This window comes from Solibacillus sp. FSL K6-4121, from assembly GCF_038002585.1.
In the GTDB taxonomy this organism is placed as follows: Bacteria; Bacillota; Bacilli; order Bacillales_A; family Planococcaceae; genus Solibacillus; species Solibacillus faecavium.
Genome location: NZ_JBBOCS010000002.1, coordinates 1337546 through 1354920, shown reverse-complemented (window position 1 = coordinate 1354920; position 17375 = coordinate 1337546). Strand labels below are relative to the sequence as shown.

13 protein-coding genes are annotated in these 17375 nt (G+C 37.6%); 11 read left to right on the top strand and 2 right to left on the bottom strand.

All coding sequences use genetic code 11. From position 1 onward, the window contains the following. The first annotated feature begins 27 nt into the window (after window positions 1–27). Window positions 28–2118 (top strand): DNA internalization-related competence protein ComEC/Rec2, encoded by a 2091-nt coding sequence (locus tag MHH95_RS16475; protein WP_340728507.1) that lies wholly within the window; start codon window positions 28–30, stop codon window positions 2116–2118. Window positions 2119–2707: 589 nt separating this feature from the next. On the opposite strand, the gene MHH95_RS16470 is transcribed toward MHH95_RS16475, so the two are convergent. After that, window positions 2708–2881 carry a YqzM family protein gene (locus tag MHH95_RS16470; RefSeq protein ID WP_340728506.1) on the bottom strand — a complete coding sequence of 58 codons (174 nt, stop codon included), beginning with the start codon at window positions 2879–2881 and terminating at the stop codon, window positions 2708–2710. A 234-nt stretch (window positions 2882–3115) separates the two neighbouring features. On the opposite strand from MHH95_RS16470, the gene holA reads away from it, so the two are divergent. Further along, window positions 3116–4126, top strand: a complete 1011-nt coding sequence (holA, locus tag MHH95_RS16465; RefSeq protein WP_340728505.1) for a DNA polymerase III subunit delta — start codon at window positions 3116–3118, stop codon at window positions 4124–4126. 140 nt (window positions 4127–4266) lie between these two features. Here holA and rpsT read toward each other — a convergent pair whose 3' ends face one another. Then, window positions 4267–4515: a 30S ribosomal protein S20 gene (gene rpsT / locus MHH95_RS16460; RefSeq protein WP_191700296.1), complete on the bottom strand. Its 249-nt coding sequence runs from the start codon at window positions 4513–4515 to the stop codon at window positions 4267–4269. 164 nt (window positions 4516–4679) lie between these two features. Here rpsT and gpr point away from each other — a divergent pair, with 164 nt between their 5' ends. The 9 genes from gpr (at window position 4680) to mutS (ending at window position 17367) form a co-directional block, all read left to right on the top strand. After that, a complete protein-coding gene (gene gpr, locus MHH95_RS16455; protein ID WP_191700295.1) occupies window positions 4680–5708 on the top strand; it encodes a GPR endopeptidase in 1029 nt (342 codons plus the stop codon). Between the two features lie 90 nt (window positions 5709–5798). Beyond that, a complete protein-coding gene (spoIIP, locus tag MHH95_RS16450; RefSeq protein WP_340728504.1) occupies window positions 5799–6620 on the top strand; it encodes a stage II sporulation protein P in 822 nt (273 codons plus the stop codon). Window positions 6621–6956: 336 nt separating this feature from the next. Beyond that, on the top strand, window positions 6957–8786 hold the full coding sequence (gene lepA, locus MHH95_RS16445; protein WP_340728503.1) for a translation elongation factor 4: 1830 nt from the start codon (window positions 6957–6959) through the stop codon (window positions 8784–8786). A 121-nt stretch (window positions 8787–8907) separates the two neighbouring features. Further along, on the top strand, window positions 8908–9252 hold the full coding sequence (locus MHH95_RS16440; RefSeq protein ID WP_340728502.1) for a hypothetical protein: 345 nt from the start codon (window positions 8908–8910) through the stop codon (window positions 9250–9252). A 74-nt stretch (window positions 9253–9326) separates the two neighbouring features. Next, window positions 9327–10862 (top strand): tRNA (N6-isopentenyl adenosine(37)-C2)-methylthiotransferase MiaB, encoded by a 1536-nt coding sequence (gene miaB / locus MHH95_RS16435; RefSeq protein ID WP_340728501.1) that lies wholly within the window; start codon window positions 9327–9329, stop codon window positions 10860–10862. Next, window positions 10859–11296 (top strand): RicAFT regulatory complex protein RicA family protein, encoded by a 438-nt coding sequence (locus tag MHH95_RS16430; protein WP_191700290.1) that lies wholly within the window; start codon window positions 10859–10861, stop codon window positions 11294–11296. The genes miaB and MHH95_RS16430 overlap by 4 nt, the downstream gene beginning before the upstream one ends. 178 nt (window positions 11297–11474) lie before the next feature. Beyond that, window positions 11475–13661, top strand: a complete 2187-nt coding sequence (locus tag MHH95_RS16425; RefSeq protein WP_340728500.1) for an EAL domain-containing protein — start codon at window positions 11475–11477, stop codon at window positions 13659–13661. A gap of 337 nt (window positions 13662–13998) precedes the next feature. Next, window positions 13999–14568, top strand: a complete 570-nt coding sequence (cotE, locus tag MHH95_RS16420) for an outer spore coat protein CotE (protein ID WP_191700288.1) — start codon at window positions 13999–14001, stop codon at window positions 14566–14568. Between the two features lie 180 nt (window positions 14569–14748). Continuing rightward, a complete protein-coding gene (gene mutS, locus MHH95_RS16415) occupies window positions 14749–17367 on the top strand; it encodes a DNA mismatch repair protein MutS (RefSeq protein WP_339213097.1) in 2619 nt (872 codons plus the stop codon). The last annotated feature ends 8 nt before the right edge of the window (window positions 17368–17375 follow it).

Sequence of the window (17375 nt, the reverse complement as noted above, 5' to 3'; positions counted from 1 at the left end):
TTCTCTCATGAGGTAAACAAGCTTTTAGTGCCGGTAGAACTTCCAGCAATTTTGACATGGTCAGATGAATACAGAATTAATGGCGTTATGCTGCGAGGTTTTATGACCAATGCAGAAGGCGAAAAGCTATATGTAACCTACGAAATAAAAAGTGAACAGGAAAAGCAACTCCTGGAAGCCCAGCAACTCGCTGGTTCGAATTTTTTTGTTGTCGGGGAGCAAGTATCCCCATCTATTCCCGCACACCGCTATGGCTTTTCTATGGCTCATTATTTACAAAGTAAAAATGCTCGGGGAATTATCGAAATTCGCCAACTAACATTTATGGATAAGGAGAACTCATTGTTACAGCCTTTATATGAACAGCGTTTTCAATTAAAACGCCATATAGAAGAGACATTTCCTCCTTCGCTTGTTGCTGAAGCACAGGCCCTTTTAATCGGTTTACAGCATAATGTCGATGATGAATTAAATAGAGCGTACCAAAAGCTAGGGATTACACATTTATTTGCGATATCCGGTCTGCATGTTGCCCTCGTTTCTTTCCTATTTTTTCAGTTATTATTACGCCTGGGCATTCGTAGAGAACCAGCCACAATTCTACTTCTTGCTATATTACCGATGTATGCGATTGTAGCAGGCGGTGCTCCATCAATATGGCGTGCAGTAAGTGTTGTGGAATTTATAATGCTAGCCCGGTATTTCCGGTGGAATATCCCAATGGATGATGCCCTGTCACTAAGTTTTATCTTCTTTGTCCTATTGGAGCCCGGTGTTATTTTTCAAGTAGGTTTCCAACTTTCCTATTTAGCTACATACAGTCTAGTCTATTCTAGTCGGATTTTAGCGCGGTATTCTAATTTTTTGGTTCAATCCTTTTTTATTACCTTTGTTTGTCAAATCCTCGTTTACCCATTGTTACTTTTTCACTTTTTTGAAATCAGTCTTTCTTCTTTAATAGCGAATATCTTTTTCGTGCCACTTTTTTCTTTTGTTATCCTGCCGATTAATCTTATCGTTTTAATTTTTACCTTTTTACCACTCCCGTTTGATTCTTTTATTTTTCTCCTATATGAACCATTGCGAACGGCACTTACAAACTTTATATTCCTCATTCAACAGCCAATTATTCAAATGTGGAACCCGGGAAAACCATCCATCTATTGGTTGATCTTCTTATACAGCTCCGTTTTCATTACCTTTTATTTGCTCGATAAACAAGCAACAGTAAAGGCAATGGTCCTATTGGTTCTACCTGCATTGGTTTTTCACTTCCAGTCCTATTGGCATAATGATTTGAAAATTGCCTTTGTAAATGTAGGGCAGGGGGACTGTATTGTTATTGAATTACCTTATCGGAAATCCGTTATAGTGATTGATGCGGGAGGATTATTGAGATTTGATCAGGAAAAATGGAAAGAGCGTCAAACGCCTTATGAGGTGGGGCGGCAAATAGTAGTACCTTATTTAAAAGGCCGCGGCATACAATCGATTGATACATTTGTATTATCTCATGCCGATGCCGACCATGTTGAAGGGGCTGAAGAAGTTCTGCGAGAGGTGCTTGTGAAAGAGGTACATGTGACACCAGGCTCGATTTCAAAGCCGGTAATGAATGATTTTTTAAAGGAACTGAAGCATACAAATACAAAACTAATTGAAAAGATGGCAGGAGATTACTGGAACGTTGGTACGACGACATTTGAGTATTTATGGCCTGCTGATATTGAATACGAAGGGAATAATGATTCGCTTGTTATTCTGGTAACGTATAATCAGTATAAGGCACTGTTTACAGGAGATCTTGAAAAAGAAGGTGAACAGCAATTAATTCAATTATATACAGAAAAGCTAAGGAATATTGATTTGTTAAAGGCCGGTCATCATGGGAGCAAAACTTCGAGCATTGAAGAGTTTGTTGCGCTGACAAAACCGAAATTTGCAGTGTTTATGGCTGGAGAAAACAATCGGTACAATCATCCGCATATTGATGTAGTAAATCGTTTTGAATCATACAATATCCCACACGCAACAACTGGAATGGACGGAACGATAGAAGTAACGATAAAAAAAGGTGAGATGGCAATAGAAAAATCGAATTCAATTTATTTGCAATAAAAATGGCTCATCACCATAACATAGGGTTGCTTTCTAATAAAATTTCACTTGAATGATTGCCGTTTGCGAGGCCCACCAACCCCAAAATTTTGCCCACGTTATAAAGTGAAGTAAAAAACACCCAATCAAGCCGCTTGCGCTATCGCGAGGCGGAAGAGAGCGGAAATGCTATGTTTTATATCTTCATTTTTTGCAGAAATTTACTTTATCCCAAGTAGAGTGACACGGAGCGGAAGGTGAGCCGCCAAAATACTCGCTTCAACGAAAAGAGTTGTGCGAAGTGTAGGGGCGGACTCCTTGGCGATTAAGCGTGCGCGGAAAATAGTTGCTCCTGTCGCTGCCGCTTTCGTCGCAAAGCCTTTTTACAAAAGTTTTGGAGCCACGCCGCCCGGAAAGCCTGCCCCGGAACGAAGTACAACGGACGCGAGCTTCAAAAACACTTGCTTCAACGCGTTTTCCCCGTAGCGTAGCAGAACGGACTTAATTAGAAAATATTATTTTTTCAATTTTGCCATCCCCAACTTATGGTGATGAACCATAAAAATGGAGTGATTTCTATTATTTACATAGAAATCACTCCATTTTAGGATTACATACGTGTAGCTGCTTCTACAATAATTGCAATGATAAACATTGTAATAAAGAAACCGCCACCAACTACGAAACCGTAACCAGCATCTGGGAAGTCGTTACCATTCATCGCACGGCCACGACCTTCAAATGGGTTTTCAGTTACATAGTTTGGATCTTGATGTCCTGCCATAAGTATCCCTCCTAATCTCCAATCATTATAGAATAATCTAATTAAAAATGCTATATGAAATGCTAATTATTCCTTTTATTGGTGATAATGATAAGTGTAAATTTCAAGAAAAGTCCACAAAGTAATTAGCTTGTTATTTTATCCAGTTCTTCGGGATTGTAAGTGAATCTGTACATTCTCAATTAATTAAAAAATGTTATACTAAGAAATACGAAAGTAAAGGAGGTTCCCCAGATGATAACAAAAATATGGCAGGATTTTAAAAAAGGGAATTTCGCACCGGTTTACTTGCTTGTAGGAGAAGAATCTTATTTTATAGATGAAACAATAAAGCAATTGAAATCTGTACTTCAAAAAGAGGAAGAAGCAGAAGTGATGACCTTTGATTTAAATGAACAACCGATAGATTATGTCATTGATGAAGCGGACACAATCCCGTTTTTTTCAGAACGCAAACTGATAATCGCCAAAAATACATCTTTTTTAAAAGCCACTGAAAAAGGAAAAGAAAAGATCGAACATGACTTAAAACGTCTTGAAAGCTGGCTCGAGCATCCTACCGATACTGCAATTACGGTATTTATAGCTCCCTACGAAAAATTGGATGAACGAAAAAAAATCACGAAGCTTATGAAGGATAAATGTACGGTTATCCTTGCGCAAACACCTCAAAATAATGATTTAAATGTTTGGGTGCAAAATGAAGCGAGTATTCATGGGAAAGCCATTACGGATGAAGCGATAGGAAAGTTGCTTGAAATGGTTGGACCTAATATGCTTCAACTTCAAATGGAAATAGAAAAGATGGCACTGTATTTAGGGGAAGAGTTAGAAATTACACATGAGCTTGTGGAAGATTTAGTAGCGAAGACACTTGAACATGACGCTTTCAAAATGCTAAATGCCTATTTGGAGCATAATCAGGAAGAGGCACTTAAAATATATCATGATTTATTGCGTCAAAAAGAAGAACCGATCAAGCTTGTTGGGTTACTTGCAAATAATATCCGAACAATGACACAGGTTTTTTATTTACAAAAAAAAGGCTATCATCAGCAACAAATTGCAAAGCAACTTAAAATTCATCCTTACCGTGTTCAAATTATTTCGAATCAAAGAAGCCGTCCAACGGATCAACGATTACTTCAAGCACTGTATAGTCTGGCGGAAGTGGATCTTCAACTAAAAACTACAGGTGGCAATCGCGAACGCCACTTGGAACTATTTTTATTGAAGAAGCTATAGGAAAAGTTTTTTATATATTTTTTGAAGTGGGATATCCCTGTCTTATTATGTATCATAATAGTAGCGTTTTATAAATCTAGTTATATTATACGAAAAAAGCCAACTGCACAAAATGCGCAGTTGGCTTTATAAGTTTACAATTAAGCTTTTTTCGCTAAACGAGACTTTTTACGAGAAGCCGCGTTTTTGTGAATAAGACCTTTAGAAGCAGCTTTATCTAATGCTTTAGAAGCAGCAACTACTAATTCTTGAGTGTTTTCAGCACCTGTAGCGATCGCTTGTTCAGCTTTTTTAACTGTAGTACGCATAGCAGATTTTGCTTGTACGTTAGCAGCGTTTGCTTTTTCGTTAACTTTTACACGTTTAATAGCAGATTTAATGTTTGGCATTTCTTTCACCTCCTAGATTTAGGTACGAGATGAGTATTTTCTCACTGTTTCATGTGTCAATACAACAAAAATCATTCTACCAAAGGATTGAAAGAATTGCAATACATAAACGCAAAGAATATTTACTTGACAGTTTGAACAAACTGGAATGTGGAGGTGCAATTATGAAAAAAGTAGATTGGAATCGCACAGATTTAATTGATGAAACAGCTGGAGTACTGCTTCAACAAACGCCTGCGGATAAGGAAAAATTAAAGCATGAACGTGGCGTTCATATGGAGGAGTCGCAACAAAACCGAGTAAAAATTACAAAGGTTGAAGTAAATGCGGCTGGGCAAGAGCAAATTAGTAAAAAACAAGGAGTGTATATTACATTATCGATACCTACGTTGACTTCGGAAGACCAACATGGCTTTTCGCAACTACAGGAATCACTAATCCATTATTTACATGACTTGCATAAAGATTTAAAAATTACTGCAGAATCAAAAATTTTAGTCATAGGCTTAGGAAATAAGACGATTACACCAGATGCAATTGGTCCATATACTATTGATGCAATGCATAAAAAGCAATCGGAACTGCAGGAGCCTAAATTTATTTTATATGCGCCAGGCGTAACGGGACAAACCGGATTTGAAACGAGTGATTATATTCATGCTTTAACAGAAAAAATAAAGCCATCGCTAGTAATTATAATTGATGCACTTGCAACAAGTGGCAGTGCACGTTTATGTAGGACTATTCAATTAACGGATACTGGTATTCATCCAGGTGGGGGTGTAGGTAACCACCGAAAGGAAATTTCCAAGGAAGTTCTAGGTGTACCTGTTACAGCTATCGGGATTCCAACGGTCGTAGAGGCACCGATATTAATTGCAGATGCAATTGATGTTGCTTTCAGGTCAATCGCAGCAAAAATACAAGAAAAGGGGAAACCTTCCGGGAAGTTATCTGTAACAAATTGGACACCTGTAAATGAAGAAGTGGATTTATCGAAAGTGGAGCCGATTTTCGGACAATGGGCGACTTGGCCGACAGAAGATCGTAGACAATTATTTGAAGAAGTATTTAGTACCCATCCTGAACGACTTATGGTTACACCAAAAGAAGTTGATTTTTGGTTGAGTCAATATGCATTTTTGTTAGGGGAAAGTTTGTTTAAATGGATAGAGCAAAAACAATCTACTTAAAATTAGAAAAGAATAAATTTTAGATACACTAAAAACTAGTTATACGTTCTAAGTTTTGCTCTTTCCCCATATTGTATTGGAGAAAGGGTGATGTGTTTGCGGAAACTAAAACGCTTCTCATTATTGTTCTTATTTTTATTTTCACTGCCTATCATTATTGGGCAATTCCCTTTTCCAAATAATGAAATGTCCACAAAAAAACCTGAAAATACACACGTCGTCTATGCTGCAGCAGAACCGCTACCAATAGTAGTCGAAGAACCGCCGTATAATCCAGATCCATTTAATGTATTACTGATGTTTACACATTCTCACGAGTCGTATAAGCCGATTGTTAAACAAACTAAAGGGATGCAGGCAGTATATGATGAGGAAATGAATATTTTCTCATTACAGCAAATGATGCAGTATTATTTCGAATTAAACGAAATCACACCACATGTTGTTGATGTTGATGTAATGAACGAAATGAAGTTAGTGGATGCAAGATTACCTCAAGCCTACAAAGTTGCTCGCCCTATATTAAAACAATATTTGGAAGAGCGTGAATACGGACTGGTAATTGATTTTCATCGTGATGCAGTTCCGAAAAAGGCTACTACACATACAGTGAATGAGGAAAGCTATGCAAAAGTGGCATTTGTCGTGGGGGCGGAACACCCTGCATATGAAGCAAATTTAGCGTATGCAACTATGCTGGATAAACAGTTAAATAACATGTTACCTGGTATTTCACGCGGCATATTAAAACAACAAGGGGATCATGTGAATGGCGTTTATAACCAGGATCTTGCACCGAATATGTTGCTGATTGAACTTGGCGGTATTGACAATACGGAAGAAGAACTTCACCGAACAATGGCTGTATTAGCGCAGGCCATCCGACTCGCATTTGTTGAAGCGGCGGTGTAATTATTTTAGAGGGAATTTTATAAAATGAAAGTGAGTAGTGCATTCTTAAAAGGAACTTAAACACTACTCCTTACTCAAATATGTAAAAGCGCATTTCGCAGGAGTCTGAGCGAAATGCGTTTTTCCTATGGCAGTTGAAGGTTCGCTGTTGTCGTTTTACTACGATTCATAGTATAATTTAAATTAAGAAAGCCTCTATTGTTCCATTACTTTCAAATTTGATGGATATAGAGGCTGTATTTTAGTAGAAAAGTAAATGGATGATAATCTACATACGTAGTGACACCAACCCATAATGGGCTCAGGTGTTTTTTCTAATTAGGAGAGGAATTATACATGAACCGAGAACAACGTTTAAAACGTCAAGAAAATATCCGAAATTTCTCGATTATTGCACATATCGACCACGGGAAATCAACTTTAGCAGACCGTCTTTTAGAATCAACACAAACAGTTACACAGCGTGAAATGAAATCACAGCTATTAGACTCAATGGATTTGGAGCGCGAGCGCGGAATTACGATTAAATTAAATGCCGTACAGTTAAAATATAATGCTAAAAATGGAGAGATCTATACATTCCATTTAATCGATACACCTGGTCACGTCGATTTCACATATGAAGTATCGCGATCGTTAGCGGCTTGTGAAGGTGCCATTTTAGTTGTGGATGCAGCACAGGGAATTGAAGCACAAACATTGGCAAACGTATATTTAGCATTGGATAATGATCTGGAAATCTTACCGGTAATCAATAAAATCGATTTACCAGCTGCAGATCCTGAGCGTGTTCGCCAGGAAGTGGAGGATGTTATTGGTCTTGATGCATCTGAAGCAGTACTTGCATCTGCAAAAGCTGGTATTGGGATCCAAGATATTTTAGAGCAAATTGTTGAAAAAGTACCAGCACCACAGGGAGATCCTGATGCACCATTACAAGCATTAATTTTTGACTCAGTTTATGATGCTTATAAAGGGGTTATTATCAGCATTCGTATCGTAAATGGAACAGTAAAAGCAGGCGATACAATTAAAATGATGGCAACTGGTGCCGAGTTTGAAGTTATCGAGGTGGGCATTCATACACCTAAAGCAATACCTCAAGCTGAATTAACTGTTGGCGATGTAGGCTATTTAACTGCATCAATTAAAAATGTACAGGACACACGCGTTGGTGATACGGTAACTTATGCCGGCAGTCGTGCAGCGACAGAGCCGCTACCAGGGTATCGTAAGTTAAACCCGATGGTATATTGTGGTCTTTATCCTATTGATACAGCGAGATATAATGATTTACGCGAAGCGTTGGAAAAATTGGAATTAAACGACTCAGCACTTCAATATGAAGCAGAAACTTCTCAAGCATTGGGCTTCGGTTTCCGTTGCGGATTCTTAGGTCTTCTTCATATGGAAATTATCCAGGAGCGTATTGAACGTGAATTTAATATTGATTTAATTACGACAGCTCCTTCTGTTATTTATGAAGTAACAAAAACTGATGGTACAGTATTGAAAGTCGATAACCCTTCAATGATGCCGGATCCACAAAAGATTGACGAAATTGAAGAGCCATATGTTAAAGCAACAATAATGGTACCTAACGATTACGTAGGGGCAGTTATGGAGCTTTGCCAGAAAAAACGCGGAAACTTCTCGGGTATGGATTACATTGATGATAGTCGAGTTAAAATCGTTTATGAAATGCCATTAGCTGAAATAGTTTACGACTTCTTCGATTTCTTAAAATCCAATACAAAAGGCTATGCATCATTCGATTATGAGTTAATTGGATACAAACCATCGAAATTAAACAAGATGGATATTTTATTAAATGGTGAACAAGTCGATGCACTAAGTTTCATCGTGCACAAAGACTTCGCATACGAGCGTGGAAAAGTGATTGTAGAGAAATTAAAAGAACTAATTCCTCGTCAACAGTTTGAAGTACCCGTGCAAGCAGCAATCGGTCAAAAAATTATTGCCCGTTCTACAATTAAGTCAATGGGTAAAAACGTACTTGCAAAATGTTACGGTGGTGACATCTCACGTAAACGTAAACTACTTGAAAAGCAAAAAGCAGGTAAAAAACGTATGAAACAAGTAGGTTCAGTAGAGGTTCCACAGGAAGCATTTATGGCGGTACTGAAAATGGATGATAGTAAATAATGTTTTTAAAAAGGCAGATGGAGCAATCTTTCTGCCTTTTGCTTTTTGGGTGAGAAATATTTACTAATCTGCTACAGTAAGAAGGAAATGAAATCCAATTTTTAAAATGGGGCTATATGCTATGACGGACATTTTAAACTTTCTACAATATAAAAACGAAAAACTTGAGAGCGAACTGACGAAACTGTTCGAGCGTGCCAATTCACCTGCAGGCAGAGTGGATGCTCTAATAGAAAATAAAGAATTACAATTAGAGGATCATAAGCTGTTTTTGGCTTTCCTGGCATATTTAGCACAGCATGAGCTTGATGCAAAAACAGTGTTTCAAGATGTTTTACGTTTGCCAAAACACCAATTTGAAGCAAATTATGAAATGGAATGGACACAAGTAATAAAATTAAGTGTCACATTTCTTACAATTTTGCGGACGAATGATGTAAATAGTTATAAACAATTCATGGACTAACTTGTCGGAACTAGTAACAATTCGCTATAATGATGAAATGAGTAAATGTATTAAATGAGAGGGGCTCTGGGTCGATGAATGAGGAACAACGACTAGCTAGTCAGCAGATTAAGCAACCTAAGGAAGAAAAAGACTATAGTAAATATTTTGAAAAAGTATTTACTGCTCCTTCACTTAAAGATGCAAAAAAACGCGGTAAAGAAGAAGTGAAATATCATAAAGATTTTGATATTGATGAAAAGTATATTGGTATGGGACAAGACCGTAAGTTTTATATCCGCACTTACGGCTGTCAAATGAATGAGCATGATACTGAAGTAATGGCCGGTATTTTCATGCAGCTTGGCTATACACCGACTGAATTAATCGAAGAGGCTGATGTTGTATTGCTAAATACTTGCGCTATTCGTGAAAATGCAGAAAATAAAGTATTCGGTGAGCTTGGCTTCCTGTTAAAATATAAGCGTAAAAATCCAGAAATGTTAATTGGTGTTTGTGGATGCATGTCGCAAGAAGAATCTGTCGTCAACAAAATCTTAAAACAATACCAGCATGTCGATATGGTATTTGGAACACACAATATTCACCGTCTGCCAAATATATTACACGATGCATACATGTCAAAAGAAATGGTTGTAGAAGTTTGGTCAAAAGAAGGTGATGTAATTGAAAACCTTCCGAAGAAGCGCCTAGGCTCAATCAAAGCATGGGTAAATATTATGTACGGTTGCGACAAATTCTGTACATATTGTATAGTTCCGTATACGCGAGGTAAAGAACGTTCACGTAGACCTGATGAGATTATTCAGGAAGTGCGGGATCTGGCAGCGCAAGGATATAAAGAAATTATGCTTCTAGGTCAAAATGTAAATGCCTACGGGAAAGACTTTGACGACATCGACTATCGTTTAGGTGATTTAATGGATGAACTTCGCAAAATTGATATACCACGTATTCGCTTTACGACAAGTCATCCACGAGACTTTGACGATCACTTGATTGAAGTACTGGCCAAAGGTGGTAACTTGGTGGATCATATCCATTTGCCTGTCCAATCAGGTTCGAATGAAATTTTGAAAATCATGGCACGTAAATACACTCGTGAGCACTTTTTACAATTAGTAGATAAAATTAAAGCCGCGATTCCAGGTGTAACATTAACGACTGATATTATCGTTGGATATCCAAACGAAACGGAAGAACAGTTCCAGGAAACGCTTGATTTGTATCGTCAGGTAGGTTTTGATATGGCATTCACGTATATTTATTCACCACGTGAAGGCACACCTGCAGCGAAAATGACAGATAATGTAACGGACGAAGAAAAGAAAGACCGTTTACAACGTCTTAATGCAGTTGTTGGAGAGTATTCTGCAAAAGCATTAAAAGATTTGGAAGGTCAAACAGTAGAAGTTTTAGTTGAAGGCAGCAGTAAAAGACGAGATGATGTTTTAGCTGGTTATACACGAAAAAACCGTCTTGTAAACTTCAAAGCAGATCCAAAGTATATAGGTAAGCTTGTACAAGTGAAGATTTTAGAAGCAAAATCATATTCATTGTTAGGTGAGTTTGTAGAAGAAGTAATCGAAGAGGTGGAATTTGTAAAATGACAACAAAATTGTATACTAAAGATGAAATTATTGAAAAAGCAAAAGAAATTGCCCATATGATTGCCAATACAGAAGAAGTTGAGTTTTTCAAAAAAGCAGAAGAGCAAATTAATGAAAATCAATTTGTTCGTGAAAAAATTGCATCTTTAAAAACTTTACAGAAGCAGGCAGTAAACTTCCAGCATTTAGGGAAAGAAAAAGCATTAAAAATGATTGAAGGCAAAATAACAGGTATTGAACAAGAAATTGACGATTTACCAGTTGTTCAACAATTTAAACAATCTCAAACTGAGGTAAACGGTTTATTGCAACTCGTGTCGAATGCGATTGCGAACAATGTTACAGACGAAGTTATTGCTACAACGGGCGGAGATTTATTAAAAGGTGAGACTGGTTCAAAAGTACGTAACAGTACTCCAGGCTCTTGTTCTTAAATTAAATATGAGGGGGCTGTGTTAAAAGTGAAATTAGCTTTTAATACAGCCTCTTTTTTTATATTCAATTTAGTAGTGCTGAATTATAAACATAAATTGGGAAGAAAATCCGTCGATATTCCTAACATATTTTGATATACTGTTCAGTAAGTGGTAACTAATAGGAAGGACATTGTCTATGAATGAATTTGATAAACGAATTTTAAGTGATGATGAATTATTTTTTTGGTTATGTCAGATGGCTTGTCAACTTGATTCAGCGGTCGTGATTATTAATCCAAAAAAAGGTTTTACTATTGAATATGTAAATCATATGTTTATGTATATGACAGGATATAGTGAACCTGACATGATTGGTTCCACGCTTTCTTTGCTCCATGGTCAGCATACGGATCTGTTAAATGAAAAGGATATTCAGGAGAGCATTGAAAAAGGTGTTACATTTAAAACTTCTTCCTTTCTTTATAGGAAAGATGGCTCTTCATTTTGGAGTGATGTAAGTCACTTAGCGATGCGTAATCCTCAAGGAGAACTGCAATATTGCGTGCTTACTTTAAGAGATGTGACGGATTCAATGAATATAGAGTCATTGATTAAACTAGAGCGTGATGTTTATTTTAGTTTGGAAAATGGCGAAACGTTTGAAAGTGTGATGGGGAATATTTGCGATACGGTTGCAACAACCTTTTGGAAAGAATGTTATTGCTCCATTGTTCTAAGAGACGACAATGAACGCTCGCTGAAGATTTATGGAGAACTGTTCAAAGATTTAAATAAGCTTGATGAAAATGCCTTGTTAATGGGAATGAGAACTGGAGACATGGGGCGATTACATAAAACGATTATTCTAGGAGACATAGTACAGTCTGTATATTATGAATCATATCGCGATTTAATGGGGAAATACCAGATAGTATCATTGTGGGGCGAACCTATTTTAAATATGGAAGGCAAAATCATCGGAATATTTACGATGTATTTTAAACAATATATAGAGCCTAAAGATATCGATTTGAAATTCCTAAATCGCATTGCACCAATTGCAACGCTAGCAATGAAATACTTTGACCAAAAAAAAGCGATTCGTCGACTTGCCTATCAGGACGTTGCATCAGGGTTAAACAATTTTGAAAGATTTAAAATCATCTTAAATGAAATGATTGCTGAAGGAAATGCAGGTCATATATATATTGTGAAGCCGGGTGAATATCAAACGATAATCGATTTATATGGTCGACGTGGTGGAGATGAAGTTTTAAGTCAGTTGGCAAACCGAATTCAAAGTTTATCGACATTTGAGGACTCTATAATTGCACGTTATACACATTCTACTATTATTGTGGCAACACGATTATCACTTCGGGAAATGAGTATTCCACAGAAGGAAGTCGATTTAATATTATCGGATCCTTATTATATTGACAGAAAAGAAGTGTACGTTACATTAAAAGTCGGAACTTCTATCTATAGCCCTAAAGTAACGTTAACAGAAGCAGTTCACCGGGCGGACACAGCTTTATCGAGTGCTCTGAAAGTAAATGGCACAGCAATTAAGAAATTTGACCAAAGTTTAATCGAGTCAGTAGAGCAGGAAATGAATGTACTATCCCATTTTTCAAGAGGGATAAAGAACAGTGAATTTTTCCCGGTGCTCCAGCCTAAGGTTAACTTAAGAACTGGCGAAATTGAAAGTTTTGAAGCTCTGGCGCGTTGGGAGTCAGCAGAGCTTGGATTCGTTTCACCTGCTTTGTTTATTCCTGTCGTAGAAAATACAGGCAATATTTATAAAGTAGATCTGGTAATTTTCCAGAAAGTATTGCAGTGGCAAAAAACCCGTCTTGATGCTGGGCTTAAATTGTATCAAGTATCGATCAATATTTCGCCGAGTCATTTTTATAATGCATCGTTTGTGGAAAGTTCAGTAGCGCTCATAAAAAAATATAGTATTGATCCTAAATATATAAAATTTGAAATTACCGAAAGTGTCGAGTTGGACAACGTTTTACGTGCAAAAAAAATCATCAATGAATTGCAGCATTACGGAGTCGCAACTTCAATTGATGACTTTGGGGTAGGGTATTCATCACTCAGTTATTTGCAAGAGTTGCCTTTTGAAGAAATTAAAATCGACAAAAGTTTCGTCGATAATTTATCCAATCCACGGATGAATGCAGTAATTAAAACGATTATCCAACTTTCAGGCAACTTGAATATGATTTCAGTAGCTGAAGGCATTGAAACTGAAGACCAACATAACGAATTAAAAAAGTTAGGGTGCAATATTGGTCAAGGATATTATTATTATAAACCAATGCCTATTGAGCAAATCAATAACTTATTGGCAGACCAAATGACCGTACACTAGTGAAAGATGGGGCTGGGACATAAGTAGAAATTTCTTTGTAAAAGGGAAATACTCTTATTAAGAAATTGATCTTATATGAATTGATTGGAGTGAAGGGGCGACTCCTGGGGGAACAGCACGACGCCTGAGACTACAGGCTCAGGCCGTGCCCCCGGAAAGCGTCCCCGTAACGGAAATCAATTCTGATAGAAGCAGAAAAACATCTATTTTTTCTTTGGAAAAAATAGATGTTTTTCGTTTTGTCTCAGGCTGTTTTTCTTTTGTAAAAACTCATTTCACCCTTTAGGCACCTGCCGCATACAATAAATCGAGTAGTTGAAGAAAGGAGAGATGTTCGGTGAAGCGTTTACGCCAAATTGTGACAAAAGCAGTTATAGCGAAAGGGAAAAAGCGTACCGAATGTGTTGAAACGCTCAGTCCACCGAATGCGCCAACAAGCATTTTAGGTTGCTGGGTAATCAATCATCATTATCAAGCAAAGCGTAATGGTAAATTTGTTGATGTGACAGGGAAGTTCGATGTGAATGTATGGTATGCTTATAGCAACCATTCAAAAACGGCAGTTCATACAGAAACAATCACTTATAAGGATCGTATTAAACTGTCATTCCGTGATGGAGAAGAAGTCGATTCAAATGATGTGAAAACTCGTGTATTACAGCAACCAAATTGTATAGAGGCTGTAATTACGAAGCAGGGGGATAAATTCCAAGTAACAATTGAACGCGAATTTTTAGTGGAAATTATCGGTGAAACAACTGTAGTCATTAATGTGCACCCACTTGACTATGAGGAAGATTGGTCTTACGAGGAAAGCTCACAGCAGCCATCAAGTTCGTCATCTTCCAGCTCGTCTAGTTCATCTAGTTCGTCTAGTGGAGACTATGAATCCTCGTCATTCTCATAAACGATTTAATTAAAAAACTCACTTATTAAAGAGCGAACATTATCAGCATTATAAGCTGGGCAGTTTGGGATTGTTTGAAGATTTCTTTCAAACAATCCTTTTTTCATTGCGTATACAAGGAAAATTACGAGGCTAATGGTATAATACTTGTACAAGTTTTAGCAAGTGAGGGAAATATACATGACTACATATACACCGATGATGCAACAATACATGCTCGTAAAGCAGGATTATAAGGATGCTTTTTTATTTTATCGTTTAGGGGATTTTTATGAATTATTTTTTGATGATGCTATAAATGCATCACAATTATTGGAAATTACATTAACAGCACGTGCAGGCAATACGGATAATCCGATCCCAATGTGTGGGGTTCCGCATCACTCTGCACAGGGCTATATTGAAACACTCGTAGCAAAAGGCTATAAAGTTGCTATTTGTGAACAAACAGAGGATCCAAAACATGCAAAAGGTGTTGTAAAACGTGAAGTTGTCCAAGTTATTACGCCAGGAACAATTACAGAAGGAAAAGCGCTTGATGGCAAGTCAAATCATTTTATTGCAGCGGCAGAAAGTATAGGGGAGACCGAAATTGCGTTTGCCTATTTAGATGTTTCTACAGGTGAATCTAATTGTTCCATAATTGAAGGCAGTGCGAAACAATTAATTCAGCAAGTACAATCTTATGCAATTAAAGAAGTGATTGTTACAGAGCAGCTACAGTTACTGTTGGCGGAATATGCCGAGGCAGGGGGTATTGTTTTATCATTGGAGATGGAGGAAATGGAAGCAGTACGTGCTGCGCAATATGTAAATCATTTGCCGGCCAATCTGCAAGGAGTGGCTAAACGGCTATTGCAATATGTGGAACGAACACAAATGCGCTCTTTATCCCATATCCAGCCGTTTAATTATACGGAGGCAAACAACTTTTTGCGAATTGATACTAATTCCAAACGTAATTTAGAGCTTATACAGTCAATCCGTAGCGGAGATTCAAAAGGCACGTTATTATGGCTGTTGGATGAAACAGTTACAGCAATGGGTGGACGGAAATTAAAGCAATGGCTACACCAACCATTGGCTAATAAAAAGGCAATCGAATCGCGACAATCAATTGTGACCGAGTTGTTAGAGGATTTCTTTTTACGCGATGAATTAACGGGATTATTAAAAAATGTGTATGATTTGGAGCGATTAGCGGGACGTGTTGCATTTGGTTCTGTTGGAGGGCGTGACTTAGCCCAACTGCGGGAATCTTTACGCCAAGTACCAAAAATTCAGGAAAAATTAATTAATAGTGGTCTTGAAAAATGTAGCATTCTAGGGCAAAAGCTGGATGTTTGTGATGATGTTGAGCAACTATTGGCAGAGGCAATTACGGATCATCCTCCGATTTCGATTAAGGAAGGTGATGTGATTCGTGATGGATATAATAAGCAGTTGGACGAATATCGCGATGCATCACGCAACGGTAAAGATTGGATAGCGCAGCTTGAACAGAAAGAACGTGAAATAACAGGCATTAAAAATTTAAAAATAGGCTATAATCGTGTTTTTGGCTATTATATCGAAATCACAAAGTCTCATTTAAATAATACGGATTTAAGCCGATTTGAACGAAAACAGACCTTAGCAAATGCAGAGCGCTTTATTACGGAAGAGCTGAAAGAAAAAGAAGCACTCATTTTAAATGCAGAAGAACAAAGTTTAGCACTTGAATATAATTTGTTTGTTGCATTACGTGACCGTTTGAAGGTATTTATTCCACGTGTTCAGGCATTAGCCGCAGAAATTAGTGAGCTTGATGTTTTGATGAGCTTTGCAGCGGTGACAGACAAGTATCGTTTTACAAAGCCTGAATTCCATGAAGGGCGCGGACTGCGAATTATTGAAGGACGACACCCTGTCGTAGAAAAGATGCTTAATAAACAAAGCTATGTACCAAATGACTGCATATTGACAGATGATAAAAATATGATGCTTATTACCGGACCGAATATGTCGGGGAAAAGTACGTATATGCGTCAAGTTGCCTTAATTGTAGTATTAGCGCAAATTGGATGTTACGTACCTGCAGATGAAGCGATATTGCCAATTACCGATCAAATTTTCACACGTATAGGGGCAGCGGATGATTTAGTCGCAGGACAATCGACATTCATGGTTGAAATGCTCGAGTCACAGCATGCTATTACACATGCGACGAAGAACAGTTTATTGCTGTTTGATGAAATTGGACGCGGAACTTCAACGTATGATGGTATGAGTTTGGCCCAGGCAATGATGGAATATATTCATGAAGAAATAGGGGCAAATACTTTATTTTCAACCCACTACCATGAGTTGACTGATTTAGAGAACGAACTAGTTCGATTGCAAAATGTTCATGTGAGTGCAACAGAACAAGATGGACGGGTCGTATTTTTGCACAAAGTAAAAAAAGGGGCGGCTGATAAAAGCTACGGTGTACATGTAGCAGAACTTGCAGAAATGCCTGAAGCTATTTTACAGCGTGCCCGTATTTTACTTGAGCAGTTTGAAGCGACACATACTGCGGAAAAATCATCTAAAAGTGATCTTAAACAGACTCCAGCCGTTGTGGAACAGCCCCCTCAAAAACAATCAGACGAAGAATTGCAGCTTTCGTTATTTTCAATTTCTGAGGAGCCTGCTATAGCACCAGAGCAGCAAGAAGTGCTTGATACGTTAACAAAATTAAATGTTATGGGAACGACACCAATGCAGGCAATGACATTACTATACGAACTCCAACAAAAGCTTTTAGGAAATAAATAAGGAGGGAA